The sequence below is a fragment of the Gordonia sp. LMA167 genome, from assembly GCF_058130025.1.
In genome coordinates this window covers 4642996-4669327 of record NZ_CM176708.1, presented here as the reverse complement: position 1 = coordinate 4669327, position 26332 = coordinate 4642996, and the positions used below count along the sequence as shown (strand labels likewise).

26 protein-coding genes are annotated in these 26332 nt (G+C 68.5%); 23 read left to right on the top strand and 3 right to left on the bottom strand.

Features of this window, described 5'->3' with window-relative positions:
• Position 1: 1 nt before the first annotated feature.
• Both bsaP and ACVT6V_RS21235 read left to right on the top strand, forming a co-directional pair.
• On the top strand, positions 2-283 hold the full coding sequence (gene bsaP / locus ACVT6V_RS21240) for a biotin synthase auxiliary protein BsaP (protein ID WP_489900931.1): 282 nt from the start codon (positions 2-4) through the stop codon (positions 281-283).
• Complete coding sequence (locus ACVT6V_RS21235; protein WP_489896088.1) at positions 280-918, top strand: DUF2567 domain-containing protein; 639 nt, start codon at positions 280-282, stop codon at positions 916-918. The genes bsaP and ACVT6V_RS21235 overlap by 4 nt, the downstream gene beginning before the upstream one ends.
• On the opposite strand, the gene ACVT6V_RS21230 is transcribed toward ACVT6V_RS21235, so the two are convergent.
• The gene (locus tag ACVT6V_RS21230; RefSeq protein ID WP_489896087.1) at positions 906-1169 is read right to left on the bottom strand and encodes a helix-turn-helix domain-containing protein; all 264 of its coding nucleotides are present in this window, start codon (positions 1167-1169) and stop codon (positions 906-908) included. The genes ACVT6V_RS21235 and ACVT6V_RS21230 overlap by 13 nt on opposite strands.
• Before the next feature lie 77 nt (positions 1170-1246).
• Between ACVT6V_RS21230 and map the strand changes: the two genes are divergently transcribed.
• Positions 1247-2011 (top strand): type I methionyl aminopeptidase, encoded by a 765-nt coding sequence (gene map / locus ACVT6V_RS21225; RefSeq protein ID WP_489896086.1) that lies wholly within the window; start codon positions 1247-1249, stop codon positions 2009-2011.
• Positions 2012-2026: 15 nt separating this feature from the next.
• Here the strand turns inward: map and ACVT6V_RS21220 are convergent, their stop codons facing one another.
• Both ACVT6V_RS21220 and ACVT6V_RS21215 read right to left on the bottom strand, forming a co-directional pair.
• On the bottom strand, positions 2027-2746 hold the full coding sequence (locus tag ACVT6V_RS21220; RefSeq protein WP_489896085.1) for an NUDIX hydrolase: 720 nt from the start codon (positions 2744-2746) through the stop codon (positions 2027-2029).
• A gap of 53 nt (positions 2747-2799) precedes the next feature.
• The gene (locus ACVT6V_RS21215) at positions 2800-3363 is read right to left on the bottom strand and encodes a response regulator transcription factor (protein ID WP_489900929.1); all 564 of its coding nucleotides are present in this window, start codon (positions 3361-3363) and stop codon (positions 2800-2802) included.
• Positions 3364-3596: 233 nt separating this feature from the next.
• On the opposite strand from ACVT6V_RS21215, the gene nadA reads away from it, so the two are divergent.
• From nadA to ACVT6V_RS21115, 20 genes are all read left to right on the top strand, one after another.
• Complete coding sequence (gene nadA, locus ACVT6V_RS21210; RefSeq protein WP_489896084.1) at positions 3597-4670, top strand: quinolinate synthase NadA; 1074 nt, start codon at positions 3597-3599, stop codon at positions 4668-4670.
• Positions 4663-5577: a carboxylating nicotinate-nucleotide diphosphorylase gene (gene nadC, locus ACVT6V_RS21205; protein WP_489896083.1), complete on the top strand. Its 915-nt coding sequence runs from the start codon at positions 4663-4665 to the stop codon at positions 5575-5577. The genes nadA and nadC overlap by 8 nt, the downstream gene beginning before the upstream one ends.
• Positions 5578-5722: 145 nt before the next feature.
• Positions 5723-7063, top strand: coding sequence for a histidinol dehydrogenase (gene hisD, locus ACVT6V_RS21200; RefSeq protein WP_489896082.1), 1341 nt, complete (start codon positions 5723-5725; stop codon positions 7061-7063).
• Positions 7060-8199, top strand: coding sequence for a histidinol-phosphate transaminase (locus ACVT6V_RS21195; protein WP_489896081.1), 1140 nt, complete (start codon positions 7060-7062; stop codon positions 8197-8199). The genes hisD and ACVT6V_RS21195 overlap by 4 nt, the downstream gene beginning before the upstream one ends.
• Positions 8200-8823, top strand: a complete 624-nt coding sequence (gene hisB / locus ACVT6V_RS21190; RefSeq protein ID WP_489896080.1) for an imidazoleglycerol-phosphate dehydratase HisB — start codon at positions 8200-8202, stop codon at positions 8821-8823.
• 127 nt (positions 8824-8950) lie between these two features.
• Positions 8951-9595: an imidazole glycerol phosphate synthase subunit HisH gene (hisH, locus tag ACVT6V_RS21185; RefSeq protein WP_489896079.1), complete on the top strand. Its 645-nt coding sequence runs from the start codon at positions 8951-8953 to the stop codon at positions 9593-9595.
• Positions 9592-9891 (top strand): hypothetical protein, encoded by a 300-nt coding sequence (locus ACVT6V_RS21180; RefSeq protein ID WP_489896078.1) that lies wholly within the window; start codon positions 9592-9594, stop codon positions 9889-9891. Before hisH ends, ACVT6V_RS21180 begins: the two co-directional genes overlap by 4 nt.
• The gene (gene priA, locus ACVT6V_RS21175; protein WP_489896077.1) at positions 9884-10627 is read left to right on the top strand and encodes a bifunctional 1-(5-phosphoribosyl)-5-((5-phosphoribosylamino)methylideneamino)imidazole-4-carboxamide isomerase/phosphoribosylanthranilate isomerase PriA; all 744 of its coding nucleotides are present in this window, start codon (positions 9884-9886) and stop codon (positions 10625-10627) included. Before ACVT6V_RS21180 ends, priA begins: the two co-directional genes overlap by 8 nt.
• Positions 10627-11475 (top strand): inositol monophosphatase family protein, encoded by an 849-nt coding sequence (locus ACVT6V_RS21170; protein ID WP_489896076.1) that lies wholly within the window; start codon positions 10627-10629, stop codon positions 11473-11475. The genes priA and ACVT6V_RS21170 overlap by 1 nt, the downstream gene beginning before the upstream one ends.
• On the top strand, positions 11472-12245 hold the full coding sequence (hisF, locus tag ACVT6V_RS21165) for an imidazole glycerol phosphate synthase subunit HisF (protein WP_489896075.1): 774 nt from the start codon (positions 11472-11474) through the stop codon (positions 12243-12245). The genes ACVT6V_RS21170 and hisF overlap by 4 nt, the downstream gene beginning before the upstream one ends.
• Positions 12245-12628, top strand: coding sequence for a phosphoribosyl-AMP cyclohydrolase (gene hisI, locus ACVT6V_RS21160; protein ID WP_489896074.1), 384 nt, complete (start codon positions 12245-12247; stop codon positions 12626-12628). Before hisF ends, hisI begins: the two co-directional genes overlap by 1 nt.
• Positions 12629-12647: 19 nt before the next feature.
• Positions 12648-12827 (top strand): tautomerase family protein, encoded by a 180-nt coding sequence (locus ACVT6V_RS21155; protein ID WP_066162994.1) that lies wholly within the window; start codon positions 12648-12650, stop codon positions 12825-12827.
• Complete coding sequence (locus tag ACVT6V_RS21150) at positions 12824-14437, top strand: anthranilate synthase component I (protein ID WP_489896073.1); 1614 nt, start codon at positions 12824-12826, stop codon at positions 14435-14437. Before ACVT6V_RS21155 ends, ACVT6V_RS21150 begins: the two co-directional genes overlap by 4 nt.
• On the top strand, positions 14434-15276 hold the full coding sequence (locus tag ACVT6V_RS21145) for a TIGR02234 family membrane protein (protein ID WP_489896072.1): 843 nt from the start codon (positions 14434-14436) through the stop codon (positions 15274-15276). Before ACVT6V_RS21150 ends, ACVT6V_RS21145 begins: the two co-directional genes overlap by 4 nt.
• A gap of 80 nt (positions 15277-15356) precedes the next feature.
• Positions 15357-16175 carry an indole-3-glycerol phosphate synthase TrpC gene (gene trpC, locus ACVT6V_RS21140; RefSeq protein WP_489896071.1) on the top strand — a complete coding sequence of 273 codons (819 nt, stop codon included), beginning with the start codon at positions 15357-15359 and terminating at the stop codon, positions 16173-16175.
• A 45-nt stretch (positions 16176-16220) separates the two neighbouring features.
• A complete protein-coding gene (gene trpB / locus ACVT6V_RS21135; RefSeq protein ID WP_489896070.1) occupies positions 16221-17537 on the top strand; it encodes a tryptophan synthase subunit beta in 1317 nt (438 codons plus the stop codon).
• Positions 17534-18367, top strand: coding sequence for a tryptophan synthase subunit alpha (gene trpA, locus ACVT6V_RS21130; RefSeq protein WP_489896069.1), 834 nt, complete (start codon positions 17534-17536; stop codon positions 18365-18367). Before trpB ends, trpA begins: the two co-directional genes overlap by 4 nt.
• A gap of 62 nt (positions 18368-18429) precedes the next feature.
• Entirely contained in the window at positions 18430-19986 is a 1557-nt protein-coding gene (lgt, locus tag ACVT6V_RS21125; RefSeq protein WP_489900927.1) for a prolipoprotein diacylglyceryl transferase, read from the top strand.
• Between the two features lie 254 nt (positions 19987-20240).
• Positions 20241-24812 carry a glutamate synthase large subunit gene (gene gltB, locus ACVT6V_RS21120; protein ID WP_489896068.1) on the top strand — a complete coding sequence of 1524 codons (4572 nt, stop codon included), beginning with the start codon at positions 20241-20243 and terminating at the stop codon, positions 24810-24812.
• The gene (locus tag ACVT6V_RS21115) at positions 24805-26310 is read left to right on the top strand and encodes a glutamate synthase subunit beta (protein ID WP_489896067.1); all 1506 of its coding nucleotides are present in this window, start codon (positions 24805-24807) and stop codon (positions 26308-26310) included. Before gltB ends, ACVT6V_RS21115 begins: the two co-directional genes overlap by 8 nt.
• The last annotated feature ends 22 nt before the right edge of the window (positions 26311-26332 follow it).

Here is a 26332-nt window from a genome sequence, read left to right as displayed (position 1 = left end):
GATGACGAAGCCCGACCCGGTGGACCGACCACGCCCAGCAGGCGCCCCGCTCGACATCCCGGGGCCGCTCGCGGAGCCGTGCCGCTACGGCGTCTACACCGGGCTGGAGCTCGATCTCCAGTCACCCGACGCGGTGCCGCCCGCGGCCCGCATGGGACTCGAACCGCCGCGGTATTGCGGCCAATGCGGGAGGCGCATGGTCGTCCAGGTGCGGCCGGACGGCTGGGGCGCCCGCTGCTCCCGGCACGGGACGGTGGATTCGGCCGAGCTGGGGCAGAGGTGAGCAGTCCGGCGACGGCGCCCGAACCGCCGCCGGCGACGACTGACCCCACGGGTCACACCCGTCCTGCCGCGGGTCCGTTGATCGCGGTCGTGGCCGTGGTGATCCTGCTCGGCGCGGTCGTCGGGATGATCTGGGCGATGGTGACCCCGGCCATGACCGGCCGGGTGCTCTCCGCGGGCTCCGCGATCATCCCGGCAGCCGAATTCCCCGAGGAGTTCGCCGCCGTCGGGACCTTCGCGTCCCTGCTGCTCGTCTACGGGCTCGTCTCGGTTGTCGTCGCCTGGTTCACCGCACGCGCCTGGCGCGGTCCGGTCGGATTCGGCGTGGTCGCGGTGAGCTCGGTCATCGGTTCGTTCCTCGCCGCGTGGATCGGGACCCGGGTCGCGGACTGGCGATTCGACGATCCACGCTCCACCCCGGTCGGTGCGACCTTCGAGCTGGTTCCCGATCTCTGGCTCGACGGCGCGGTTCGCGGTGTCGGGGGAGCATGGGTGCTGTTCGGGTGCGCACCGTTCGCGGCGGCGTTCCTCTATCTCGGTTTCGCCCTCGGATCGCGGACCGCCGATCTGGGTGTCGGCGACCTCATCGCGGTGTCCGCGGGATCGGGCGAGGGGCCCGAGGGTCAGCCGATCTGAGCCGGCGTGGCGTCGATCACGGCATCGGCGACGACGTCGACCGAGACCTCGAGGACGCGACTCAGTGCCACCACCGTCGCGAACGACGGGGTGAGCAGCCGCCCGCCCTCGATCTTGCGCAGCGTCTCCGGTGAGATGCCCGCCGCTTCGGCGACGTCGGTGACGGTGCGGTCGCCCCGCAGCTCGCGCAGCAGCGCGCCGAGGCGCCGCCCGGCGGCGATCTGCTCAGGGGTCAACGGTGCACGAACCATGCGCTCAGCCTACCGACCCCGGTATGAAAATACCGATGTGATTCCGTATCCTGGTATTTAAATACCAGGAGGTGGGTGTGATCGAACTGAAGTCACCGGACGAGGTGGCGGCGATGCGGGTGACCGGACGATTCATCGCGGAATTGCTCGACGATCTCTCGCTGCGGGCGCGACCCGGGGTCAATCTGCTCGACCTCGAGATGCGGGCGCGCGAACTCGTCGACTCCCGAGGTGCCGTGTCGTGTTACTGGGACTATTCGCCGTCGTTCGGTCGCGGGCCGTTTCGCAACGTCATCTGCCTGTCGGTTAACGACGCCGTGCTGCACGGGCTTCCACATGACTACGTGCTGGTCGACGGTGACGTGCTCAGCATGGACATCGCGGTGTCGATCGACGGCTGGGTGGCGGATTCGGCGCGGACGATCATCGTCGGGACGCCACGGCCCGACGACGAGGCGCTCATCGAGACCACCAGAGCGGCGTTGGCCGCCGGCATCGCCGCCGCCCGAGCGGGAAACCGACTCGGCGACATCTCCGCCGCGATCGGTTCGGTCTGCACCTCGCGCGGATATCCCGTGAACACCGAGTTCGGTGGCCACGGGCTGGGACGCACCATGCACGAGGATCCGCACGTGCCCAATCTCGGTCGCGCCGGGCACGGTCTGCGGCTGCGGCCCGGGCTCACCCTCGCACTCGAACCGTGGCTCGCCCGGCACACCGCTCGAATCGTCTACGACCCCGACGGTTGGACCATCCGGTCCGCGGACGGGTCGCGTACCGCGCACAGCGAACACACCATCGCGATCACCGACGGCGACGCCGAGGTCCTGACCGCGCCGTGAGGTCGGCGCGCGGGGTCACATCGGCGGACGCAACGTCGCGAACTCGTCGGTCACCCGCAACTCGGATTCCGCGAACGCGTAAAGCGCGGGTGGGCGGCCGCCGGATCGCCCGGTCTTACCCACGGTCCCGGTGGCCACCACCACGGCACGTCGAGACAAAATGCGTAGCAGATTTGTAGTGTCGACAGCGTAACCCAGTGCTGCACAGTAGATCTCGGATAGCTGCGACATCGGGAAGCGGCTCGGGGCAAGGGCGAAGGCGATGTTCGTGTATGACAGTTTCGCGGCGAGTCGGTGTCGGGCCGCCTCGATGATCTCGCGGTGATCGAAGGCCAGGTCGGGCAGTGCGTCCACGGCATACCAGGCCGCGTCGTCGGGAAGTCGCGCCGACACATCGGTGGGGACCAGCCCGAGATACGTCGACGCGATGGTGCGGACGCCCGGTACGCGACCCGGGTCGGAGAACACGGCCAGTTGCTCGAGGTGGGCGATGTCGGCGACGTCCACCGAATCCGCGACGAGCCTGCGCGCGCTGCTCTTGAGGGTTTCGTCGGGCGCGACGTCGCCGCCGGGCAATGACCACGCGGCGCCTCCGGCGTGGCGCCAGAGCAGGACGCACAGCATCGGCGCGACGTCGGCGTCGACTTCCCGGACCTGAAAGACGGCGGTCAAGACCTCCACGCGAACCTGGGACGCCCCGGCGGCGCTGGATGAGCTCGATGGGGGCGTCGCCATGGCGTCGATTGTATGGGCGCGCGACCCCACGTCGTCGTCGGCCGCGCGCGGCGCTAGAGCTCGTCGAGTGACATGATCCCGTCCTGGATCGCGCGCGCCGCGAGTGCTGCTTTCGTGCGGGCGGTCCGGTCGACCGCCGAGTACTTGGCGCGGATCCGCGTGAGGTGGGTGTTCACCGTGCCGATGGAGATCGAGAGCTCCTTCGCCACAGCGATCTTCGAATCGGTCAGCAGCCACGTACGCAGCACCTGGATCTCGCGATCGGTCAGGCCCGGACGGCGGCGGGGGCCCCCGGGCGCGGATGTCGCGGTCGGATGCGGGCCCACGGTCGGCGCCGCGGAAGGCCGCGTGGAGACCTCGGGTGCGGCCACCAGATGCATATGGGGGCGCGGTCGCGTGTCCTCGATCGGGCGGCGGACAGTGGCCGCATGTGGCGCCGGTGGCATGGCGGATGGCATGGCCGGGGCCCCGGGCAGTGGCATGCGGCGCGCGGCGAGTCGGGCCAGCGCGGCCTGGCGGCGCTGGACCGCGGCCGCGGCGGCCCGCCCGAGAGGCGGTGCAAGGGGACCGGCGGCAACCGGTGAGGTCGTGAAGGTGTCGGACGGGGAAACGGTCATCACGCTGCTCACAATCTGGTCAGCGGCCGGTTCTGACCTGGCCGGAGAGGGTGTACTCCGCTGACGCTAGGGTTTGTGGCGTTCGCGCGAACGCGTAGTCCACTACTCGAATTGCCCGCGGGAATGCCTCGGATGTGACCGGTGTTACGATGGACAGTGTTTTCGATCATCAGTCGAAAACCCTGCTCGGAGCGCGACCACAGCGCCGGGCATGACCGGAAGAGGAGTGGCAGATGAGCATCACCAGCGACCGTCCGGCGGTGACGACAGAGGTCGGGGCCGTTGACCTCGACCTGATGGACGCCTCATGGACCGACGGACCCGGCGGCTACACCGGGGTCGAGCCCACGCAGGAGTGGGCCGAGGAGGTCCGGCGGCTCGCCCGCGCCCGGAACGCGACCCTGCTGGCCCACAACTATCAGCTGCCCGCGATCCAGGACGTCGCCGACCATGTGGGTGACTCGCTTGCGCTGTCGCGGATCGCGGCCGAGGTGGACGCGGACGAGATCATCTTCTGCGGTGTGCATTTCATGGCCGAGACCGCCAAGATCCTCAGCCCCGAGAAGCGGGTGCTGATCCCGGACGAGCGGGCCGGCTGCTCGCTGGCCGATTCCATCACCGCCGACGAACTGCGCGAATGGAAAGACGAGTTCCCGGACGCGGTCGTCGTGTCCTATGTGAACACCACCGCCGAGGTGAAGGGTCTCACCGACATCTGCTGCACCTCGTCAAACGCCGTCGACGTGGTCGCATCGATCGATCCCGACAAGGACGTGCTGTTCCTGCCCGATCAGTTCCTCGGCGCCCACGTCAAACGTGAGACGGGCCGCGACAACATCCACATCTGGGCGGGTGAGTGCCACGTGCACGCCGGCATCAACGGCGACGAGCTCGCCGCGAAGGCCGGCTCGCACCCGGACGCCGACCTGTTCATCCACCCGGAGTGCGGTTGCGCGACGTCGGCGTTGTATCTCGCGGGTGAGGGAGCCGTGCCCGAGGACCGGGTGAAGATCCTGTCGACCGGCGGAATGCTCGATGCGGCGCGTGCAACGCAGGCAAAGCAGGTGTTGGTGGCCACCGAGATCGGCATGCTGCACCAGCTCCGCAAGGCCGCGCCCACAGTGGACTTCCAGGCGGTCAACGACCGGGCGTCGTGCCCGTACATGAAGATGATCACCCCGGCGGCCCTGCTGCGTTCGCTGCGTGAGGGGCGCGACGAGGTGCACGTCGCCCCGGACGTGGCCGAGCGCGCTCGCAAGAGCGTCGAGCGGATGATCGCGATCGGCAATCCCGGTTCCGGTGAGTGACGCGTTCGTCGGTCAGATCGGGGTGTCCGGGGCGCTCGACCTCGCGGTGACCGACGAGGTGCGGACGCTGATCCGGACCGCGCTCGACGAGGACCTGCGCTACGGACCCGACGTCACGACGCTCGCCACGGTGCCCGCCGACGCCGCGACCGACGCCGCGATCGTCAGTCGCGCCGACGGCGTCATAGCCGGCATCCCACTGGTGCTCGCGGTGTTCGACGAGGTCATCGGCGCCGGCGCCTACGAGGTGACCGCGGCGCTGTCCGACGGCAACGTGGTCGGCCCCAAGGACGTGGTACTCGCCGTGCAGGCGCCCACCGCCGCGCTGCTGACCGCCGAGCGCACCGCACTCAACCTCATCTGCCACCTGTCCGGCATCGCGACGGCGACCGCCCGGTGGGTGGCCGAAGTCGACGGCACCGACGCCAAGGTGCGTGACTCACGCAAGACGCTGCCCGGGATACGGTCCCTGCAGAAGTACGCGGTCCGGGCGGGCGGGGGTGTCAACCACCGGATGGGCCTCGGCGACGCCGCGTTGATCAAGGACAATCACGTCGTCGCGGCCGGCTCGGTGAGCGCCGCGCTCGCCGCGGTGCGCGCCGCCGCTCCGGACCTGCCGGTCGAGGTCGAGGTGGACTCGCTGGCCCAGCTCGACGAGGTGCTGGCGCTGGAGCCCCAGCTCGTTCTGCTCGACAATTTCGCGCTCTGGGAGACGCAGATGGCGGTCCAGCGGCGCAACGCGCGCTCGCCGGAGACGAAGCTGGAGAGCTCGGGTGGCCTGTCGTTGGACATGGCCGCCGACTACGCGCGGACCGGCGTCGACTATCTGGCCGTCGGTGCGCTGACCCACTCGGTGACGGTTCTCGATCTCGGCCTCGACATCCCGGCGCCCACCGCCGATCGGTGATGCGAGCCGCCCGAATTCGGTGCCGCCGGTGCACTCGATTCGGCGAGGCCTGCCGCACCGTGTGAAAACCACTTCGTCGGACCCCATAAACTTGTGGTGACGTGCGCACGATGCGCAGCCTCCCCACTGTCAACAGGAGATCCCGATGCTCGCCCGAACCGACCTGCGCGGTGCCACTCCGACGCTCGCTGAACTGCGTCGTGCGTTGCCCCGCGGAGGCACCGATGTCAATGCCGTTCTCGAGACGGTGGCGCCGGTGGTCCATGCGGTCGCCGAGCGCGGTGCCGATGCCGCGCTCGAGTTCGGGGAGAAGTTCGACGGCGTCCGCCCGGCGTCGGTCCGGGTGCCGGCTCAGGTGATCGCCGACGCGCTCGATCACCTCGACGAAGCCGTTGTCGACGCGCTGCGCGAGTCGATCACCCGGGCCCGTCTGGTGCATGCCGACCAGCGTCGCGAGACCTCGCGCACCCAGGTCGTCGACGGAGGAGTGGTCAGCGAGAAGTGGATTCCGGTCCGCCGGGTGGGGCTCTACGTGCCCGGCGGTAATGCGGTCTATCCGTCGTCGGTGATCATGAATGTGGTCCCGGCGCAGGAGGCCGGCGTCGGTTCCCTCGTCATCGCCTCGCCGCCGCAGAAGGAATTCGGCGGCTGGCCGCACCCGACGATTCTCGCTGCGTGCGCGCTGCTCGGTGTCGATGAGGTCTGGGCGGTCGGCGGAGCGCAGGGCATCGCGCTGCTGACCTACGGCGGCCGCGATTCCGACGGCGATTCGGCCGGCGCGATACTCGACCCGGTCGATCTCATCACCGGTCCGGGCAACATCTACGTGACCGCCGCCAAGCGTCTGTGCCGCGGCGTCGTCGGTATCGACTCCGAGGCCGGCCCCACCGAGATCGCCATCCTCGCAGACGACAGCGCCGATCCGGGCATCCTCGCCTCCGACCTGATCAGTCAGGCCGAACACGACGTTCTCGCCGCATCGGTGCTCGTGACCGACAGCGTCGAACTCGCCGACGCGGTGGACGTAGCACTGGAAGCGCAGGTGGCAGCGACCAAGCACCGCGAACGGGTGAGCACCGCCCTGTCCGGCAAGCAGTCCGGGATCGTGCTCGTCGACGACCTGGAGGCCGGGTTGGCGGTGGTCGACGCCTACGCCGCCGAACACCTCGAGATCCAGACCCGGGATGCGGCGACGGTTGCCGACCGGGTCACCAACGCGGGTGCGATCTTCGTCGGACCCTATGCGCCGGTGAGTCTCGGCGACTACTGCGCCGGATCGAATCACGTTCTGCCGACCTCGGGTTCGGCCCGGTTCGCCTCCGGTCTGTCGGTTCAGACGTTCCTCAGGGGCGTGCATGTCATCGACTACGACGAGGCCGCCCTGCGTGACGTCGCCGACAAGGTCGTCACCCTCGCCGACGCCGAAGACCTGCCAGGCCACGGTGACGCCATCAAGCAGCGCTTTGTCGCCTCGGGAGCGTCATGAGCGCACTCACGAGTCGTGGCGGACCGGGCAGTCGGATCACCGTCGACGATCTGCCGTTGCGTGAGAATCTGCGTGGGAAAAGTGCTTATGGCGCACCGCAACTGAAGGTGCCGGTGGTGTTGAACACCAACGAGAACCCGCACCCGCCGTCGGCGGCGCTGGTCGCCGACATCGCCGAGTCCACCCGGCAGGCGGCGGTGGAGCTGCACCGTTACCCCGACCGGGATGCGGTCGCGCTGCGCACCGACCTCGCCCACTACCTCACCGAGGCCACCGGGGTGGAGCTGTCTCCGGAGAATCTCTGGGCGGCAAACGGCTCCAACGAGATCCTGCAGCAGCTACTGCAGGCCTTCGGTGGTCCGGGCCGTAGTGCGCTCGGCTTTGTGCCGTCCTATTCGATGCATCCGATCATCTCCGACGGCACCGACACGACGTGGCTGCACGCCGTGCGTGCCTCGGACTTCTCCCTCGACGTCGACTACGCGGTGGCCGAGGTGAGCAATCGTCGGCCCGACGTGGTGTTCGTGACCTCGCCGAACAACCCCACCGGCGGGTCGATCCCCAACGATGCGCTGCGCGCCATCATCGAGGCGGCGCCGGGAATCGTCATCGTCGACGAGGCCTATGGCGAGTTCTCCGAACAGCCCAGCGCGGTCGAGCTGATCGACGAGTATCCGACGAAGGTCGTCGTCAGCCGGACGATGAGCAAGGCGTTCGCCTTTGCCGGCGGGCGCCTCGGCTACCTCGCGGCCGCGCCGGCCATCGTCGATGCACTGCAGCTCGTGCGCCTCCCGTACCACCTGTCGGTGCTGACACAGGCTGCCGCACGCGCAGCCCTGCGTCACCGCGACGACACCCTGGCCGGGGTGGCCGCCATCATCGCCGAACGCAAGCGCGTCGCAGCGCGACTGGCCGACATCGGCTATCGCGTGGTGGACTCCGACGCGAACTTCCTGCTGTTCGGGCGGTTCCGTGACGCTCCGGCCAGTTGGCAGCGCTATCTCGACTCCGGCGTGTTGATCCGAGACGTCGGTATCGGCGGCCACCTCCGTGTCACGATCGGCCTCGCACCGGAGAACGACGCCTTCCTCGACGTCAGCGCCACGCTGGCGGCCACAGATCTGGAGAATGGGTAAGTGACCACCGCAGCACCGCGCATCGCGCGGGTCGAACGAACCACCCGCGAATCGTCGATCACCGTCGAGATCAACCTCGACGGCACCGGCGTCACCGCCATCTCCACCGGTATCGCGTTCTTCGACCACATGCTCACCGCCTTCGGTCAGCACGGCAGTTTCGACCTCACCGTCGAGGCGAAGGGCGACGTGGAGGTCGAGGGACACCACACCATCGAGGACACCGCAATCGTCCTGGGTCAGGCACTCGGTCAGGCGTTGGGTGACAAGAAGGGCATCCGCCGGTTCGGTGACTGCTTCATCCCCATGGACGAGACGCTTGCGCACGCCGTGGTCGACGTCTCCGGACGGCCTTACTGTGTGCACACCGGCGAACCGGAGCACCTGCTCACCGCCGTGATCGGTGGTTACCCCGGGGTGCCGTATTCGACGGTGATCAACCGCCACGTCTTCGAATCCATCGCCCTCAACGCCCGGATCGCGCTGCACGTGCGGGTCCTCTACGGTCGCGACCAGCACCACATCACCGAGGCCGAGTTCAAGGCGGTCGCCCGGGCGTTGCGGGCGGCGACCGAACCCGATCCGCGTGTGAGTGGCGTGCCGTCGACGAAGGGTGCGCTGTGATCGTGGCGCTGACGAAAAACACCCCAGAAAAGCGCCCGGCAGCAGCCGGTCGCGCACATCATGTCGACGGCGGCGCCCAGGAGGGTGGCTTTCTGGGGCGCATTTCCGGGACCACGGGGGTGACCCGGTGAGCGGCACGCCTGAGGTGACGATCCTCGACTACGGTTCGGGCAACCTGCGGTCGGCGCAGCGAGCACTCGAACGGGCCGGCGCCACGGTGACCGTCACCGCCGACCGGGACGCGGCAACCGACTGCGACGGCCTCGTCGTGCCCGGCGTCGGCGCCTTCGCCGCCTGCATCGAGGGTCTACGCGCGGTGAAGGGCCACCGGATCATCGACCGGCGGCTGGCCGGTGGTCGTCCGGTACTCGGCATCTGTGTCGGCATGCAGATCCTGTTCGAGCGGGGCGTGGAGTTCGGGGTCGAGGCGGACGGCTGCGGGGAGTGGCCCGGAACCGTCAGCCAACTGCCCGCTCCGGTGTTGCCCCACATGGGCTGGAACACCGTCAAGGCCGCCGAGGGTTCGCTGCTGTTCGACGGGCTCGACGCCGACACCCGCTTCTATTTCGTGCACTCCTACGCGGCGCAGACCTGGGAGATGGACAACGTCGGCTCACCACTCGCGGCCGCGAAACTGACGTGGGCCGAACACGGCGGTCCCTTCCTGGCCGCCGTGGAGAACGGGGCTCTGGCCGCCACCCAGTTCCATCCCGAGAAGTCCGGCGACGCCGGCGCGCATCTGCTGCGCAACTGGGTCCGGTCACTGACATGAGCCTCGGCGACACCCGGTTCTCCTACGGCAAGCTGGTGCTGTACTCGCTCGGCGCCGGCGTGCTGGTCCTGGTGGTGTCGATCCCCGTCATCCTGCTCATCGCGCAGTGGTCGCCGATCGCCGGGCTCGTCGTGGCGCTGATCGCCGTGTTGGCGATGATCGCGGTCATCGGTACCGTGTCTCGCCGGATCATCGCGACCGCCGAGCGCGAGATCCTGGCCGCCCGCGCCGCCGATCCGGCCCAACCGCCGCACCCCCCACATCCGACAGACAGGAACTCCTCCACCGATGGGTAACACCCTTGAACTCCTCCCGGCCGTCGACGTCGCCGACGGACAGGCCGTCCGCCTCGTCCAGGGTGCAGCCGGCTCCGAGACCTCCTACGGCTCGCCCCGGGAGGCGGCCCTGGCCTGGCAGACCGACGGCGCCGAGTGGATTCACCTCGTCGACCTCGACGCCGCGTTCGGGCGTGGCAACAACCGCGAACTGCTCGCCGACGTCGTCGGCGAACTGGACGTCAAGGTCGAGCTCTCCGGCGGCATCCGCGACGACGACTCGCTCGCCGCGGCGCTCGGAACCGGTTGCACGCGCGTCAATCTGGGCACCGCGGCGCTCGAGAACCCGGACTGGTGTGCACGCGCCATCGAACGCTACGGCGACAAGATCGCGGTCGGTCTGGATGTCATCCGCGAGGGCGAGTCGTATCGACTGCGTGGCCGCGGCTGGGTGACCGACGGCGGCGATCTGTGGGAGGTGTTGACCCGCCTCGACCGCGACGGCTGCGCCCGCTATGTGGTCACCGACGTCTCCAAGGACGGCACCCTGGGCGGTCCCAACCTGGATCTGCTGGCCGAGGTCGCCGCCGCCACGTCGGCGCCGATCGTCGCCTCGGGCGGCGTCTCCGCGCTCGACGACCTCGTCGCCATCGCCGGGCTCGTCGATCGAGGTGTCGAGGGCGCGATCGTCGGCAAGGCGCTCTATGCCGGCCGGTTCACCCTCCCCGAGGCCCTCACGGCCGTCGACGGGATCTGATGGATCCCTCCCGCCTGCTCGACGTCGCGAGCACGATCCTCGATTCGGTCGCCGACGAGTTCGTCGCCGGTCTCGGTGCGCCCAGCGCGGTCGCCAAGGGAGCGACGGACTTCGCGACCCAGGTCGACCTGGACCTCGAGCGTCGCATCAGCGCCGAACTGGCCGAACGCACACAGATCCCCGTGCACGGGGAGGAGTTCGGCGGACCACCGATCACCGAGGGCCCGGTCTGGGTGCTCGACCCGGTGGACGGTACCTACAACTACTCGACCGGTTTTCCGCTGACCGGCATCCTTCTGGGGCTGCTCGTCGACGGCGAACCCGTGCTCGGCCTCACTTGGCTCCCGCTGCTGAAACGGCGCTTCGCCGGACATGTCGACGGCCCCCTGTACGTCGACGGTGAGCCGGTCGGTGCCCTCGCGCCGATCGACCTCGAGTCGGCGGTGATCGGGTATGGGCCGTTCAATGCGGCAGCGCAGGGACGCTACCCGGGTGCACGCCGCGTGGATGTGCTCCGGGCACTGAGTTCGCGGGTTGCGCGGCTGCGGATGACCGGCAGCACCGGTGTCGACATGGCCTACACCGCCGCCGGGATCTTCGGCGGCGCGATCGCGTTCGGCCGCCACGCCTGGGACAACGCTGCAGGGGCGGCGCTCATCCGGGCTGCCGGAGGAGTGGCGACCGACCTGGGGGGAACGCCGTGGACCGCGAGGTCGACCTCGTTGGTCACCGGGGCACCCGGGTTACACGACGAATTGATGGCGGTCATCGGCGACGTGGTCGGCGACGAGTGGGATTCGAGACCCGCGCGGTCCGCCCACCCAGACAACTCCGGAGGTAGGTCATGACGGTGGCGGTACGGGTCATTCCCTGCCTGGACGTGGATGACGGTCGTGTCGTCAAGGGCGTCAACTTCCAGAACCTGCGGGATGCCGGCGACCCGGTCGAACTCGCCGCCCGGTATGACCGGGAGGGCGCCGACGAACTCACCTTCCTCGACGTCACCGCATCGAGTTCGGGCCGCGCCACGATGATCGACGTCGTCAAACGCACCGCCGACCAGATCTTCATCCCGCTCACCGTCGGCGGTGGTATCCGCACCGTCGAGGACGTCGACACGATGCTGCGGGCCGGCGCCGACAAGGTGAGCGTGAACACCGCGGCCATCGCACGCCCGCACGTCCTCGCCGAGATGAGTCGTCGATTCGGTTCGCAGTGCATCGTCCTGTCGGTGGATGCGCGGACGGTGCCCGACGGCGACACCCCGACACCGTCGGGGTGGGAGGTCACCACCCATGGAGGCAGACAGGGCACCGGCATCGACGCGATCGAGTGGGCCGAGCGCGGTCAGGAGCTCGGGGTGGGCGAGATCCTGCTCAACTCCATGGACGCCGACGGCACCAAGCGCGGTTTCGACCTGCGGATGCTGGCCGCGGTCCGGTCAGCGGTCACCGTGCCGGTGATCGCCAGCGGTGGCGCCGGGGCGCTCGGCGACTTCGCGCCTGCGGTGGAGGCCGGCGCCGACGCCGTCCTGGCCGCGTCGGTCTTCCACTTCGGCGAGCTGACCATTCCCGACGTCAAGGCCGCGATGGCGGCGGAAGGGATCACGGTGCGCTGATGGCCCTCGACCCCGACCTGGCCGCACGGCTGAAGCGAAACGACGACGGACTGTTCGCTGCAATCGCGCAAGAGCGGTCCACCGGAACGGTGCTCATGATGGCGTGGATGGACGACGCCGCGCTGGAGGCCACCCTGGCGACCCGACAGGGGACGTACTACTCACGGTCCCGACAGCAGTACTGGGTCAAGGGGGAGACCAGCGGCCACACCCAGTACGTCCATGACGTACGCCTCGACTGCGACGGTGACACCGTCCTGCTCGTCGTCGATCAGGTGGGCGCCGCCTGCCACACCGGAAATCACAGCTGCTTCGACACCCCGTCGCTGTTTGAGGGCGAGGCGGTTGCCGACGAGCTCCCCGACGATGAGAACGTGACATAGAAAGGCGGTGACGGCAGGAATGCCCTTGATCCAGATTTCGCAGACACCCGGCCTGTCCGACCGGGTCAAGCGCGAGACCATCGCGGCGGTGACGGAGGCCTACGCGAAGGCCACCGGCAAGAACCCCGATTCCGTCTGGGTGACCATCACCGAGGTACCGCGACAGCAGTGGGGCGTCGGCGGCGAGCCACTGGGATGAGCGCCACCACCACAACGCTCGAGGAGTTCCTCGACCTGGCCGCCGATCACCGCGTGGTGCCGGTGACCCGCAAGGTACTCGCGGACTCCGAGACGCCGCTGTCGGCATACCGCAAACTCGCCGGCGACCGCGAGGGGACCTTCCTGCTGGAATCCGCGGAGAACGGGCGCTCCTGGTCGCGTTGGTCGTTCATCGGTGCGCGCTCACCGTCGGCCCTGACCGTCGTCGACGGCCAGGCGCGATGGTGGGGAGAAGTGCCCAACGGTGCACCCGACGGCGGGGACCCGCTCGAGGCCCTCGCCGAATCCCTGCGCCTGCTGGCCACGGACCCGTTCCCGGACATGCCGCCACTCACCGGTGGATTCGTCGGGTTCTTCGCCTATGACATGGTGCGGCGCCTGGAGCGTCTGCCGGAGACCACGGTCGACGACCTCGGTCTGCCCGACATGATGATGCTGCTGGCGACCGACCTCGCCGCAGTCGATCACCACGAGGGCACGATCACCCTGATCGCCAATGCGGTGAACTGGGACGGCTCCGCCGATCGGGTCGAGGAGGCCTACGCCGACGCCGTCGCGCGGCTGGATCGCATGACCGAAGCCCTCGCCGCGCCGGCCCCGTCGACCGTGTCGCATTTCGACCGGCCGGCACCGGAGTACCGCTCGCAACGCACGCTCGCCGAATACGGCGAGATCGTCCGGGATCTGGTGGGCGAGATCGAGGCGGGCGAAGCCTTCCAGGTGGTGCCGTCGCAGCGCTTCGAGATGCAGACCGATGCCGACCCCATCGACGTGTACCGCGTGCTGCGCGCCTCCAACCCGAGTCCGTACATGTACCTGCTCCGGATGCCGGGCGTCGAGGAAGGCGACACCGATCCGTCCGGGAGTGCTCGTGCCGGGCGTGGCCCCTTCACCATCGTCGGCAGCAGTCCGGAGGCGCTGGTGACGGTCCAGGATCGTGTCGCCACGACGCACCCCATCGCGGGCACCCGCTGGCGCGGCAAGACCGAGGAAGAAGACCAGCTCCTCGCCAAGGGCCTGGTCGAGGACGAGAAGGAGAACGCCGAGCACCTGATGCTCGTCGATCTCGGCCGCAACGACCTGGGACGGGTCTGCCGCCCCGGCACCGTGAAGGTCAGCGACTACCGGCACGTCGAGCGGTACAGCCACGTGATGCACCTGGTGTCGACGGTCTCCGGCACCCTGCGCGACGACCAGACCGCGCTCGACGCCGTCACGGCATGCTTTCCGGCCGGTACCCTCACCGGGGCGCCGAAGGTTCGGGCGATGCAACTCATCGACGAGCAGGAACTGACCCGGCGGGGTGTGTACGGCGGCATCGTCGGATATCTGGACTTCGCCGGTGACGCCGACACCGCCATCGCCATCCGCACCGCGCTGATGGCCGACGGCAGTGCGTTCGTCCAGGCCGGTGGCGGGGTCGTCGCCGACAGTGAGCCCGAGTACGAGTACAACGAGGCCCGCAACAAGGCGACCGCGGTGCTCAATGCGGTCGCGGCGGCCGCGACGATGCGACGCGTCGGCGGGGACGATCCGGTCGGGCACGATCCAAGCGCGGACCAGACGGTCGGGGAGGCCGGCAGCCGATGACCGATTCCACACCGGATGGTCCCGCACCGTCGGGCCCGATTCCGTCCGGTTCGTCGCCGTCGCGGATGGATCCGGAAGCCGCGACCAAGGCGTTCCTGCGTCGCCGACAGATCATCGCCGCCGTCCTGCTGGCGCTGTGCGCGCTGGCCCTGTGGTCGGCGTCCCGGCTGGTCTGGTGCCACGTCCTGGCGTCGGACGGGCTGGCGCCACCGCGCACCTTCGACGTCAGTGGCTCGGACTGGAGCCCGTGGCTGACCCCGCTCGCGCTGGCCCTGCTGGCGGCCATCCTCGCCGCGTTCTCGGTTCGCGGATGGGGTCTGCGCATCATCGCGCTGCTGGTCGCCGTCGCGGGCGTGGTCTCCGCGGTGCCGGCGATCTCGCTGCTGACCGGCGGTGCCGACTCGGGTTACGCGTCGAATGCCGCCGACATCCCGGGACGGTTCCAGGTCCTGCTCATCACCACGAACTCGTGGGCGGCCGTGGTGGTCCTCATCGGTTCACTGTGCGCGGTGCTGGCCGGGGTGCTGTTGCTCCGGGTCGCCGGGGGTGCGGCCGGGATGTCGTCGAAGTATCAGACGCCGGGCGCCCGTCGCGAGGAGCTCGAGCGACAGATCTTCGCCGAACACGAGCAGCGCAAGGCGGCCGACGCCGAGGGCGCCACCGGCCACGCGGGCGACACGGCCGAACCACCCGCCGACACTTCCGCGCGTAACGAAGGTCCGGTCGCGAACGAACGGATGATGTGGGATGCCCTCGACACCGGCATCGATCCCACCGATGTCGACGACGACGGCAGGCCCGGTGGGACCGTCCCCGACGACGACGAAGGGCGTCGCTGAGCGACGAACCCGACCTCAGCTCGAAACGGGCCGCGGTCTACCCTGAGAACACAACGAACACCGAAAGGGGGCCAACGGTCGTGAGTATGCCGACAGTCCTCGACTCCATCATCGACGGAGTCAGAGCTGATGTGGCCGCGCGCGAAGCCGTGGTCGATTACGTGGCGGTCAAAGCCGCGTCCGCGAAGGCCCCCGCACCCAAGGACGCGATGGAGGCGCTACGCCAGCCCGGCATCGGCGTCATCGCCGAGGTCAAGCGAGCCAGCCCCTCCAAGGGAGATCTCGCCACCATCGGCGACCCGGCCGAGCTGGCCAGTGCCTACGAGGCCGGCGGTGCCCGCATCATCAGTGTCCTCACCGAGGAACGCCGGTTCCGTGGTTCCCTCGCGGACCTCGACAGCGTGCGCGCCGCGGTGAACATCCCGGTGTTGCGCAAGGACTTCATCGTGGGGCCCTACCAGATCCACGAGGCCCGGGCCCATGGCGCCGACGTCATCCTGCTGATCGTGGCAGCGCTGGAACAGAACGTGCTCGCCTCCCTGCTCGACCGCACCGAGAGCCTCGGGATGACCGCACTGGTGGAGGTGCACACCGAGGAGGAGGCCAACCGGGCACTCGAGGCCGGCGCTTCGGTCGTCGGCGTGAATGCACGCAACCTCAAGACCCTCGAGGTCGACCGCGACTGCTTTGCTCGAATCGCCCCCGGACTGCCCACCAAGGTGATCCGGGTGGCCGAATCCGGTGTCCGCGGCACGGCCGATCTGCTGGCCTACGCCGGCGCCGGTGCGGACGCGGTGCTGGTCGGGGAGGGACTGGTCACCAGTGGCGACCCGCGCGCGGCCGTGTCCGAGCTGGTCACCGCGGGGACCCACCCGTCCTGCCCCAAACCGGTTCGCTGACGGACATCTCCGCCCGACCACCCCGATGAGCGACGACAAGAGACCGTGACCTCCCATACCGACACCTCAGAAACCTCTTATCCGGCGGCGAGCGTGGGGCTCACCACCCGGACATCGATCGAGCCCGACGAAGGCGGCCACTTCGGCGTCTACGGCGGGCGCCACGTGCCCGAAGCGCTGATGGCCGTGATCGACGAGGTCACCACGACCTATCAGAAGCTCCGCCGCGACGACGACTATCTCGCCGAGCTCGACCGCCTGCAACGCGACTACACCGGGCGGCCGTCGCCCCTGTACGAAGCGAAGCGACTGCGTGAATCAGCTGGCGGCGCAAGGATTTTCCTGAAGCGCGAAGACCTCAACCACACGGGCTCGCACAAGATCAACAATGTCCTCGGCCAGGCGCTCCTGGCCCAGCGGATGGGCAAGTCGCGTGTGATCGCCGAGACCGGTGCCGGTCAACACGGCGTCGCGACGGCCACCGCGTGTGCACTGCTCGGCCTCGAATGCGTGGTCTACATGGGTCGGGTCGACACCGATCGGCAGGCGCTCAACGTCGCCCGCATGCGGCTGCTCGGCGCCGACGTGATCGCCGTCGACAACGGCTCGGCCACCCTCAAGGACGCCATCAACGAAGCGATGCGCGACTGGGTGACCAACGCGCACAACACCTATTACTGCTTCGGTACCGCCGCAGGGCCGCACCCGTTCCCGGCGATGGTCCGAGACCTGCAGAAGGTCATCGGACTCGAGGCCCGTGTCCAGATCCTCGAGCAGGCCGGGCGGCTACCGGACGCGGTCGTCGCCTGTATCGGCGGCGGGTCCAACGCGATCGGCATCTTCCACCCGTTCATCGACGACACCGGCGTCCGGCTGGTCGGCTACGAGGCGGCGGGTGACGGAGTGGATACCGGCCGGCACGCGGCCACGTTCACCGGCGGCACGCCGGGCGCCTTCCAGGGCGCCTACTCTTATCTGCTGCAGGACGAGGACGGCCAGACGATCGAGTCCCACTCGATCTCGGCGGGCCTCGACTACCCGGGCGTCGGCCCCGAACACGCCTACCTCAAGGACATCGGTCGCGCCGAGTACTACCCGATCACCGACACCGAGGCCATGGATGCGCTGGCGCTGCTGAGCCGCCGCGAGGGCATCATCCCCGCCATCGAGTCGGCCCATGCGGTCGCCGGTGCACTCAAGCTCGGGCAGGAACTCGGCGACGGCTCCGTCATCGTGGTGAGCCTGTCCGGCCGCGGCGACAAGGACGTCGACACCGCCGCCGAATGGTTCGGGTTGTTCGACAAGCCGCCGTCACAAGACGAGGCGGCCGCCGGCGGCGAGCAGACCGGGGAGCCCGTATGAGCGACGCAGCGACCGCGACCATCACCCACACCGCTCCGTCGAAACTCGGACCGACCTTCGAACGCTGCCGAGCCGACGGCCACAGCGCGCTGATCGGGTACCTTCCGGTCGGGTACCCCACCGTGGAGAAATCGGTGGAGTTCTTCCGGGCCATGGTGTCGGCCGGGTGCGACATCATCGAGGTCGGTGTGCCGTACTCCGATCCGGTGATGGACGGGCCCACCATCCAGGAGGCCGCCGACACCGCGCTGGGTAATGGTGTGCGCGTGCGGGACGTGTTCACCGCCGTGCAGGCGATCACCGACGCCGGTGGGCAGGCGGTGGTGATGAGCTACTGGAATCCGGTCCTGCAATACGGTGTCGATCGCTTCGCCCGGGATCTGGCCAACGCGGGCGGCGCGGGCATGATCACCCCCAACCTCATCCCCGAGGAGGGCGCCGCCTGGCACGCCGCGTCCGACGAACACGACCTCGACCGGATCTACCTGGTCGCGCCGTCGTCGACCAACGAGAGGTTGGCGATGACCGTCGACGCGTCGCGCGGATTCATCTATGCGGCCTCCACCATGGGTGTCACCGGCGCCCGTGACGCGGTGTCCGATGCCGCCCCGGAGCTGTGTGCACGGGTCCGTGCCCATTCGGACATTCCCATCGGCGTTGGCCTCGGCGTGCGCAACGGTGCGCAGGCCGCCGAGATCGCCGCGTATGCCGACGGCGTGATCGTCGGCTCTGCGCTGGTGAGCGCGGCGAAGTCAGGCGTCGGCGACCTGACCGCGCTGGTGGAGGACCTCGCCGCCGGAGTGCGGTCGCCGGCTCCTGCGGCCTCGTAGTGCGGGGTGGCAGCGGTCGTCGGCACGTCGGTTAGGGTGGCACCGTGACGGTGCCGACACCCATGGCTGGGCCGACGATCCTGGCCTACATCCCCAGTCCTCCGCAGGGCGTGTGGCACGTCGGGCCGCTGCCGCTCCGTGCTTATGCGCTCTGCATCATCGTCGGTATCGTCATCGCGGTCTTCTGGGGCAATCACCGGTGGAAGGCGCGCGGCGGACAAGAGGGTGAGGTCCTCGACGTCGCGATCTGGGCCGTCCCGTTCGGCCTCGTCGGTGGGCGCCTCTATCACGTCGCCACCGATTGGCAGACGTATTTCGGGGACGGTCCCAAAGAGCCGATCGATGCACTCAAGATCTGGGACGGCGGTCTGGGGATCTGGGGTGCGGTGTTGCTCGGCGCGCTCGGTGCCTGGATCGGTGCCCGCCGCCACGGCATCAAGCTGCCCCCGTTCGGAGATGCCCTCGCGCCGGCGATCTTGCTCGCCCAGGCCATCGGACGACTGGGGAACTACTTCAATCAGGAGTTGTACGGGCGCGAGACCAGCGTGCCGTGGGGTCTCGAGATCTATGAACGCGTCGACCCGAACGGTTACGCCGACCCCGGCCTGATCTCAGGCACCTCCAACGGCCACGTGGTGGCGATCGTGCACCCGACATTTCTCTACGAACTGCTGTGGAACGTCCTCGTCGTGATCCTGCTCGTCGTCCTCGACCGCCGCTTCCGGATCGGACACGGGCGACTGTTCGCGCTGTACGTCGCCGGTTACTGTGTCGGGCGGTTCGGTGTCGAACTCATGCGGTCCGACCCGGCCACCCACATTTTCGGCACCCGCATCAACGTGTTCACCGCGATCCTGGTGTTCGCGTGTGCGGCAGCGTACTTCGTGCTCGCGCCGAAGGGTCGTGAGCAGGGACTGGAGATCTATCACCCCGAGCGGGCCGAGGAGCTCGAGGAGCTGGGGGTGGTGGGCTACGTCGACGATGGCGCCGCCCATGTCCGGGTCGGACTCCCCGCAGATGACGACGACGCGCCGAGTCCCGCCGAGGCCGCGCTCGCGGCGGCCATCGCTCGTCACACGCCTCGCACCGACGACGGTGAGCCGGTGATCTCGGAGACCACCTCCGACGACTGGGTTCTCGAATCCGAGGCCACCCGCGACAGCACCCCCGACGTCACCGACGGAACCTCGGATGTCGCCGACGGAACCTCGGATGTCGCCGACGGAACCTCGGATGTCGCCGACGGAACCTCGGATGTCGCCGACGGAACCTCGGATGTCGCCGACGGAACCTCGGATGTCGCCGACGGAACCTCGGATGTCGCCGACGGAACCTCGGATGTCGCCGACGGAACCTCGGATGTCGCCGACGGAACCTCGGATGTCGCCGACGGAACCTCGGATGTCGCCGACGGAACCTCGGATGTCGCCGACGGAACCTCGGATGTCGCCGACCGAACCTCGGATGTCGCCGACGGAACCCCCGACGACGCCGACGGAACCCCCGACGACGCCGACGGAACCCCCGACGACGCCGACGGAACCCCCGACGACGCCGACGGAACCCCCGACGACGCCGACGGAACCCCCGACGTCGCCGACAGCGACACCTCTCGCTGACCGAGTCGGCTTGCGTCGCACGGCGAGGGCCGGTTACTCCACTCGCGGGTCGATCCAACCTCGGCCGATCCGACGCGGGTTCGATCCGACATTGATCACAGCAGAGAAGACGGCGTCGCCGGATTCAGTCGGATAAGGTTATGTTTCGCGGTGTGCGGGGTCAGCCCAACCGATCCGACACCGGCACTGCTCCACGGGCCAGCGCTGTCCCTGAGGACATTGCGATTCGTCAGCGAGTCGAGTGGAGGTTCGAGATGTTGTTTTCTGCATTGCCGGCCAAACAGGGCCTGTATGACCCCGCCGCCGAGGTGGATTCGTGCGGCGTCGCCATGGTGGCCGACGTCTACGGCCGACGATCGCACTCGATCGTCGCCGACGGCCTACTGGCATTGGAGAATCTCGAACACCGCGGCGCGGCCGGAGCCGAGGCCAACAGTGGCGACGGCGCGGGCATCCTGATCCAGCTGCCGCATGAACTGCTTCGCGCGGTCGTCGATTTCGACCTTCCCGAACCCACTTCGAGCGGTGCGAACACCTACGCCGCCGGGACATGCTTTCTACCTGCGGATCCGACGCTGCGTGAGAGCGCCATCGCCCGCGTGACCGATCTGGCCGACACCGAAGGTGTCACGATCCTCGGCTGGCGCGAACTCCCGGTCGATCCCGTGCGCGCCGACGTCGGCGAGACGGCGTTGGGCTGTATGCCCTACATGATGCAGCTCTTCGTCACCGTCGATCCCGCGCCCGGAGGCGAGCGGATCGGCGGGCTCGACCTCGACCGCTACATCTATCCGTTCCGCAAGCAGGCCGAACGCGTCACCGCGGAGATCGAAGAGGCCGGGACCGGTCTGTATTTCCCGTCGCTGTCGAGCCGGACGATCGTCTACAAGGGCATGCTCACCACGATGCAGCTGCCGCTCTACTACGACGACCTGCGTGATGACCGTTGCTTCAGCGCCATCGCCATCGTGCATTCCCGGTTCTCCACCAACACCTTTCCGTCGTGGCCGCTGGCTCACCCGTTCCGGTTCGTCGCACACAACGGCGAGATCAACACGGTCCGGGGCAACCGCAACCGGATGCGTGCCCGTGAGGCCCTCCTGCAGACCGATCTCATCCCGGGCGACCTCAAGCGCGCCTTCCCCATCTGCACCCCGGAGGCCTCGGACTCGGCATCGCTCGACGAGGTCCTCGAACTGCTCCACCTCGGCGGCCGCAGCGTGCCGCACGCGGTGATGCTGATGGTCCCGGAGGCGTGGGAGAACGTCCCGGACATGGACCCGAAACGCCGAGCGTTCCTGCAGTTCAACGCGTCGATGATGGAGGCGTGGGACGGGCCGGCATGTGTCACGTTCACCGACGGCACCGTCGTCGGCGCCGTGCTCGACCGCAACGGCCTGCGCCCCGGCCGCTGGTGGCAGACCCGCGACGGCCGGGTGATCCTCGCGTCGGAAGCCGGCGTCCTCGACGTCCCCGTCGACGACGTCATCTCCAAGGGACGGCTCGAGCCCGGCCGGATGTTCCTGGTGGACACCAAGCAGGGACGGATCATCCCCGACGAGGAGATCAAGGGCGACCTCATCGGCGAGGAACCCTACGACGAATGGCTGCACGCGGGCCTGCTCGACATCGCCACACTGCCCAGCCGCCCCGTGTACAAGCCGAACCACGACACCGTCGTGCGCCGACAGTTGTCGTTCGGCTACACCGAAGAGGACATGCGGGTCCTGCTCACCCCGATGGCCGCCTCCGGCTACGAACCGCTCGGGTCGATGGGCACCGATACCCCGGTCGCCGTGTTGTCGAAGCGTTCCCGACTGCTCTACGACTATTTCGTCGAACTGTTCGCGCAGGTCACCAACCCGCCGCTGGACGCCATCCGCGAAGAGATCGTCACCTCGATGGCGCGTGTGATGGGGCCGGAGCAGAACCTGCTCGACCCGTCCGCCGCGTCGTGCCGACAGATCCTGCTGCACTGGCCCGTCATCGACAACGCCGATCTCGCCAAGCTCGTACACATCAACGACGACGGGGACAACCCGGGCCTGTCGGCCAAGGTGCTCCACGGCCTCTACGAGGTCGCCGACGGCGGTCCGGGGCTGGCGGCCGCCCTCGAGGATCTTCGGATGCGGGCCAGCCAGGCCATCGCCGAAGGACACACCACACTGGTGATCTCGACGCGCCACACCGATCGCGACCACGCCCCGATACCGTCGCTGCTCGCGACGTCGGCGGTCCATCACCACCTCGTGCGGACCAAGGAGCGCACGAAGGTTGCGCTGGTCGTCGAGTCCGGCGACGCCCGCGAGGTGCACCACATCGCATTGCTCATCAGCTTCGGTGCGGCAGCGGTCAATCCCTATCTGGCACTCGAGTCGATCGAGGATCTCATCGCGGAAGGCGAACTCACCGGGGTCACCCCGTCGAAGGCGAGCCGCAACTACCTCGAGGCACTCGGCAAGGGTGTCCTCAAGGTGATGAGCAAGATGGGCATCTCGACCATCAGCTCCTATACCGGTGCACAGGCCTTCGAAGCGGTCGGGCTGTCGTCGGCTGTGGTCAAGGAATACTTCACCCGGACGGTGTCGCGGATCGAGGGCGTCGGTCTCGACGAACTCGCCGAGGAGGTCCGGATCCGTCACCATCGGGCCTTCCCGGAGAACGCGACCGAACAGGTCTACCGTCGACTCGACGTCGGCGGTGAGTACCAGTACCGCCGTGAGGGCGAGCTCCACCTGTTCACGCCCGAGACGATCTTCCTGCTGCAGCATGCGACCAAGACCGGTCAGGCCGAAGTGTTCCAGCGGTACTCCGACGAGGTCGACAAACTCTCCCGCGAGGGCGGCACGCTGCGCGGGCTGTTCGACTTCGACCTGTCCGCGCGCGACCCGATCCCGCTCGACGAGGTCGAGCCGGTCGAGGCGATCATGACAAGGTTCAACACCGGGGCGATGAGCTATGGCTCGATCTCGGCGGAAACCCACGAGACGATCGCGATCGCCATGAACCGGATCGGCGGCCGATCCAACTCCGGTGAGGGCGGCGAGGATGTCGACCGTCTCTACGACCCTCAGCGCCGCAGCGCCGTGAAGCAGGTGGCATCCGGACGATTCGGCGTCACCAGCGACTACCTGATCAATGCCACCGACATCCAGATCAAGATGGCGCAGGGCGCGAAACCCGGTGAGGGTGGCCAGCTCCCGGCCTACAAGGTGTACCCGTGGATCGCCAAGACACGGCACTCGACACCGGGTGTGGCCCTCATCTCGCCACCGCCGCATCACGACATCTACTCGATCGAGGACCTGGCCCAGCTGATCCATGATCTGAAGAACGCCAATTCCGATGCCCGTATCCACGTCAAGCTCGTGAGCGCGGTCGGTGTCGGGACGGTCGCGACCGGTGTTTCCAAGGCCCACGCCGACGTCGTGCTCATCTCCGGGCACGACGGCGGGACCGGTGCGTCGCCGCTGACATCGTTGAAGCACGCCGGCACCCCATGGGAGATCGGACTCGCCGACGCGCAGCAGACGCTGATGCTCAACGGTCTGCGTGACCGCATCACCGTTCAGTGCGACGGCGCCCTTCGCACCGGCCGCGACGTCATCATGGCCGCGCTGCTCGGTGCCGAGGAGTACGGCTTCTCCACCGCGCCGCTCATCGTCACCGGCTGCATCATGATGCGGGTCTGCCACCTCGACACCTGCCCGGTCGGAGTGGCCACACAGAACCCGCAGTTGCGCGCCCGGTTCACCGGCCAGGCCGACCACGTGGTCAATTTCTTCCGGTTCGTCGCCGAGGACGTCCGGAGACATCTGGCCCAGCTCGGCTACCGGACCCTCGACGAGGCGATCGGCCAGTCGCAGCGGCTGCACACCGCGGAGGCCGTCGCGCACTGGAAGAGCAAGGGCCTCGACCTGACACCGATCTTCCGCAAGTTCGAGGACAAGGGCCCGACCCGCCGGGTGCGGGGCCAGGACCACGGACTCGACCGTGCGCTGGATCAGACCCTCATCCAGCTCGCCGAAGGTGCACTCGAGGACGCGCACCCGGTCACCCTGGAACTGCCGGTGCGCAACGTGAACCGCACGGTCGGCACCCTGCTCGGGTCCGAGGTGACCCGACGCTACGGCGCGGAGGGTCTTGCCGACGACACCATCGTGGTGAACCTGACCGGGTCGGCCGGACAATCGCTGGGCGCGTTCCTGCCGCCGGGAATCACGATCAAGCTGTCCGGCGACACCAACGACTACGTCGGGAAGGGGCTGTGTGGCGGCCGGATCGTCGTCGCACCCGACCCGGACGCATGGTTCATCGCCGAGGACCAGGTCATCGCCGGCAACACCATCCTCTACGGCGCGACGTCGGGCGAGGTGTTCCTGCGGGGACGTGTCGGCGAGCGATTCTCTGTGCGTAACTCGGGCGCAACCGCGGTGGTCGAGGGTGTGGGCGACCACGCCTGCGAATACATGACCGGTGGGCGGGTCATCATCCTCGGACCCACCGGGCGCAACCTCGCGGCGGGGATGTCCGGCGGTATCGCATTCGTCTACGACCTCGATCCGGCCAAGGTGAACAAGGCGATGGTCGAGTTGCTGCGACCCGATCCCGACGACCTGCAGTTCCTGCGCGACACGATCACCACCCACACCGAACTCACCGGTTCGGCGATCGGTGCCTCGATGCTCGCCGACTGGCCGCGGCGATGCCTGGCTTTCACCAAGGTGATGCCCACCGATTACAAACGAGTACTCGACGCCGCTCGCATGGCCGAAGCCGAAGGGCGCGATGTCGATTCAGCGATCATGGAGGCGGCTCGTGGCTGATCCACGCGGTTTTCTGGACATCTCGAAGAAGGAAGCGAAGTACCGGCCCATCGCCGAGCGGGTGCAGGACTGGGGTGACGTCTACGCCCATCCGGAGAATCCGCTGAAGGAGCTGGCAGAGGTCTCCGAGCAGGGCCGTCGGTGCATGGACTGCGGCATTCCGTTCTGCCACTCCGGCACCGCGGGATGCCCGCTGGGCAATCTGATCCCGGAGTGGAACGACCTCGTCCGTCGCGGACGGTGGGACGCGGCCAGCGCCCGGTTGCACGCCACCAACAACTTCCCGGAGTTCACCGGTTTGGTGTGCCCGGCGCCGTGCGAGGCGGCCTGCGTGCTGTCCATCTCCGAGCAGACCACCGGCGGCGCCGTCACGATCAAACGGATCGAGAAGACGATCGCCCACGAATCCTGGGCGGAGGGCATCATCGGTCCCGAACCGCCGGCTTCGCGCTCGGGGAAGTCGGTCGGCGTCGTCGGATCGGGGCCGGCCGGGCTGGCCGCGGCCCAGCAGCTCACCCGCGCCGGACACGATGTGACCGTCTACGAACGCGACGATCGGATCGGCGGGCTGCTGCGCTACGGGATCCCCGAATACAAACTGCCCAAGTCCGACATCGACCGCCGGGTCGCGCAGATGCGGGCCGAGGGAACCGAGTTCGTCACCAGCTGTGATGTCGGCACCGACATGTCGGTGGAGGAGCTGCGCTCACACCACGACGCGATCGTCCTCGCGATCGGTGCGATGGAGGCGCGCGACAACCCGGTGCCGGGTCGCGACCTCAATGGTGTGTACCTCGCGATGGAGCATCTCGTCCCGGCGAACAAGGAGTGTGAGGGGGACGGTCCGTCGCCCATCACTGCCGCGGGCAAACATGTGGTGATCATCGGCGGCGGCGACACGGGCGCCGACTGCCTGGGGACCGCGCACCGTCAGGGCGCGGCGTCGGTGGTGCAACTCGACTACAACCCGGCGTTGCCGCTCGACCGGGACGACAGCCGGTCGCCGTGGCCCACCTGGCCGTTGGTCATGCGGGAGTCGTCGGCGCACGCCGAGGGCGGCGAACGCAAATATGAGGTCGCGGTGCAGCGCTTCGTCGGCGACGCGGACGGCAACGTGACCACGATGGTCCTCGCCGAGGTCGAGGTCACCCGCGAACCCGATGGCCGCCGGGTCGTGACCCCGGTCGGCGACGAGTTCGAGATCCCTTGCGAGATGGCGTTGTTCGCGATCGGTTTCGCCGGAGTGAGGGGTGGTCCGCTCCTGGCCGATCTGGACATCGAACCGAACCGCCGCGGGTCGCTGTCCTGCGGCAGTGACTGGCAGACCGACGCGCCCGGAGTGTTCGTGTGTGGAGACGCGCATCGTGGTGCATCGTTGGTCGTGTGGGCCATCGCTGAGGGGCGTTCGACGGCACGCGCGGTCGACGAGTTCCTCATGGGGGAGTCCGACCTGCCGTCACCAGTGCGACCGGCGGCGTTGCCGCTCTCGGTTCGCTGAGTACCTTCTCAACGAGACGTGG

Excerpts from the sequence above, each read along its gene's own strand:
- bsaP (WP_489900931.1), top strand. The coding sequence starts at position 2 with ATGACGAAGCCCGACCCGGTGGACCGACCACGCCCAGCAGGCGCCCCG.
- ACVT6V_RS21230 (WP_489896087.1), bottom strand. The coding sequence starts at position 1,169 with ATGGTTCGTGCACCGTTGACCCCTGAGCAGATCGCCGCCGGGCGGCGC.
- ACVT6V_RS21220 (WP_489896085.1), bottom strand. The coding sequence starts at position 2,746 with ATGGCGACGCCCCCATCGAGCTCATCCAGCGCCGCCGGGGCGTCCCAG.
- ACVT6V_RS21215 (WP_489900929.1), bottom strand. The coding sequence starts at position 3,363 with ATGACCGTTTCCCCGTCCGACACCTTCACGACCTCACCGGTTGCCGCC.
- nadA (WP_489896084.1), top strand. The coding sequence starts at position 3,597 with ATGAGCATCACCAGCGACCGTCCGGCGGTGACGACAGAGGTCGGGGCC.
- hisD (WP_489896082.1), top strand. The coding sequence starts at position 5,723 with ATGCTCGCCCGAACCGACCTGCGCGGTGCCACTCCGACGCTCGCTGAA.
- ACVT6V_RS21195 (WP_489896081.1), top strand. The coding sequence starts at position 7,060 with ATGAGCGCACTCACGAGTCGTGGCGGACCGGGCAGTCGGATCACCGTC.
- ACVT6V_RS21180 (WP_489896078.1), top strand. The coding sequence starts at position 9,592 with ATGAGCCTCGGCGACACCCGGTTCTCCTACGGCAAGCTGGTGCTGTAC.
- priA (WP_489896077.1), top strand. The coding sequence starts at position 9,884 with ATGGGTAACACCCTTGAACTCCTCCCGGCCGTCGACGTCGCCGACGGA.
- ACVT6V_RS21170 (WP_489896076.1), top strand. The coding sequence starts at position 10,627 with ATGGATCCCTCCCGCCTGCTCGACGTCGCGAGCACGATCCTCGATTCG.
- hisF (WP_489896075.1), top strand. The coding sequence starts at position 11,472 with ATGACGGTGGCGGTACGGGTCATTCCCTGCCTGGACGTGGATGACGGT.
- hisI (WP_489896074.1), top strand. The coding sequence starts at position 12,245 with ATGGCCCTCGACCCCGACCTGGCCGCACGGCTGAAGCGAAACGACGAC.
- ACVT6V_RS21155 (WP_066162994.1), top strand. The coding sequence starts at position 12,648 with ATGCCCTTGATCCAGATTTCGCAGACACCCGGCCTGTCCGACCGGGTC.
- ACVT6V_RS21150 (WP_489896073.1), top strand. The coding sequence starts at position 12,824 with ATGAGCGCCACCACCACAACGCTCGAGGAGTTCCTCGACCTGGCCGCC.
- ACVT6V_RS21145 (WP_489896072.1), top strand. The coding sequence starts at position 14,434 with ATGACCGATTCCACACCGGATGGTCCCGCACCGTCGGGCCCGATTCCG.
- trpA (WP_489896069.1), top strand. The coding sequence starts at position 17,534 with ATGAGCGACGCAGCGACCGCGACCATCACCCACACCGCTCCGTCGAAA.
- lgt (WP_489900927.1), top strand. The coding sequence starts at position 18,430 with ATGGCTGGGCCGACGATCCTGGCCTACATCCCCAGTCCTCCGCAGGGC.
- gltB (WP_489896068.1), top strand. The coding sequence starts at position 20,241 with ATGTTGTTTTCTGCATTGCCGGCCAAACAGGGCCTGTATGACCCCGCC.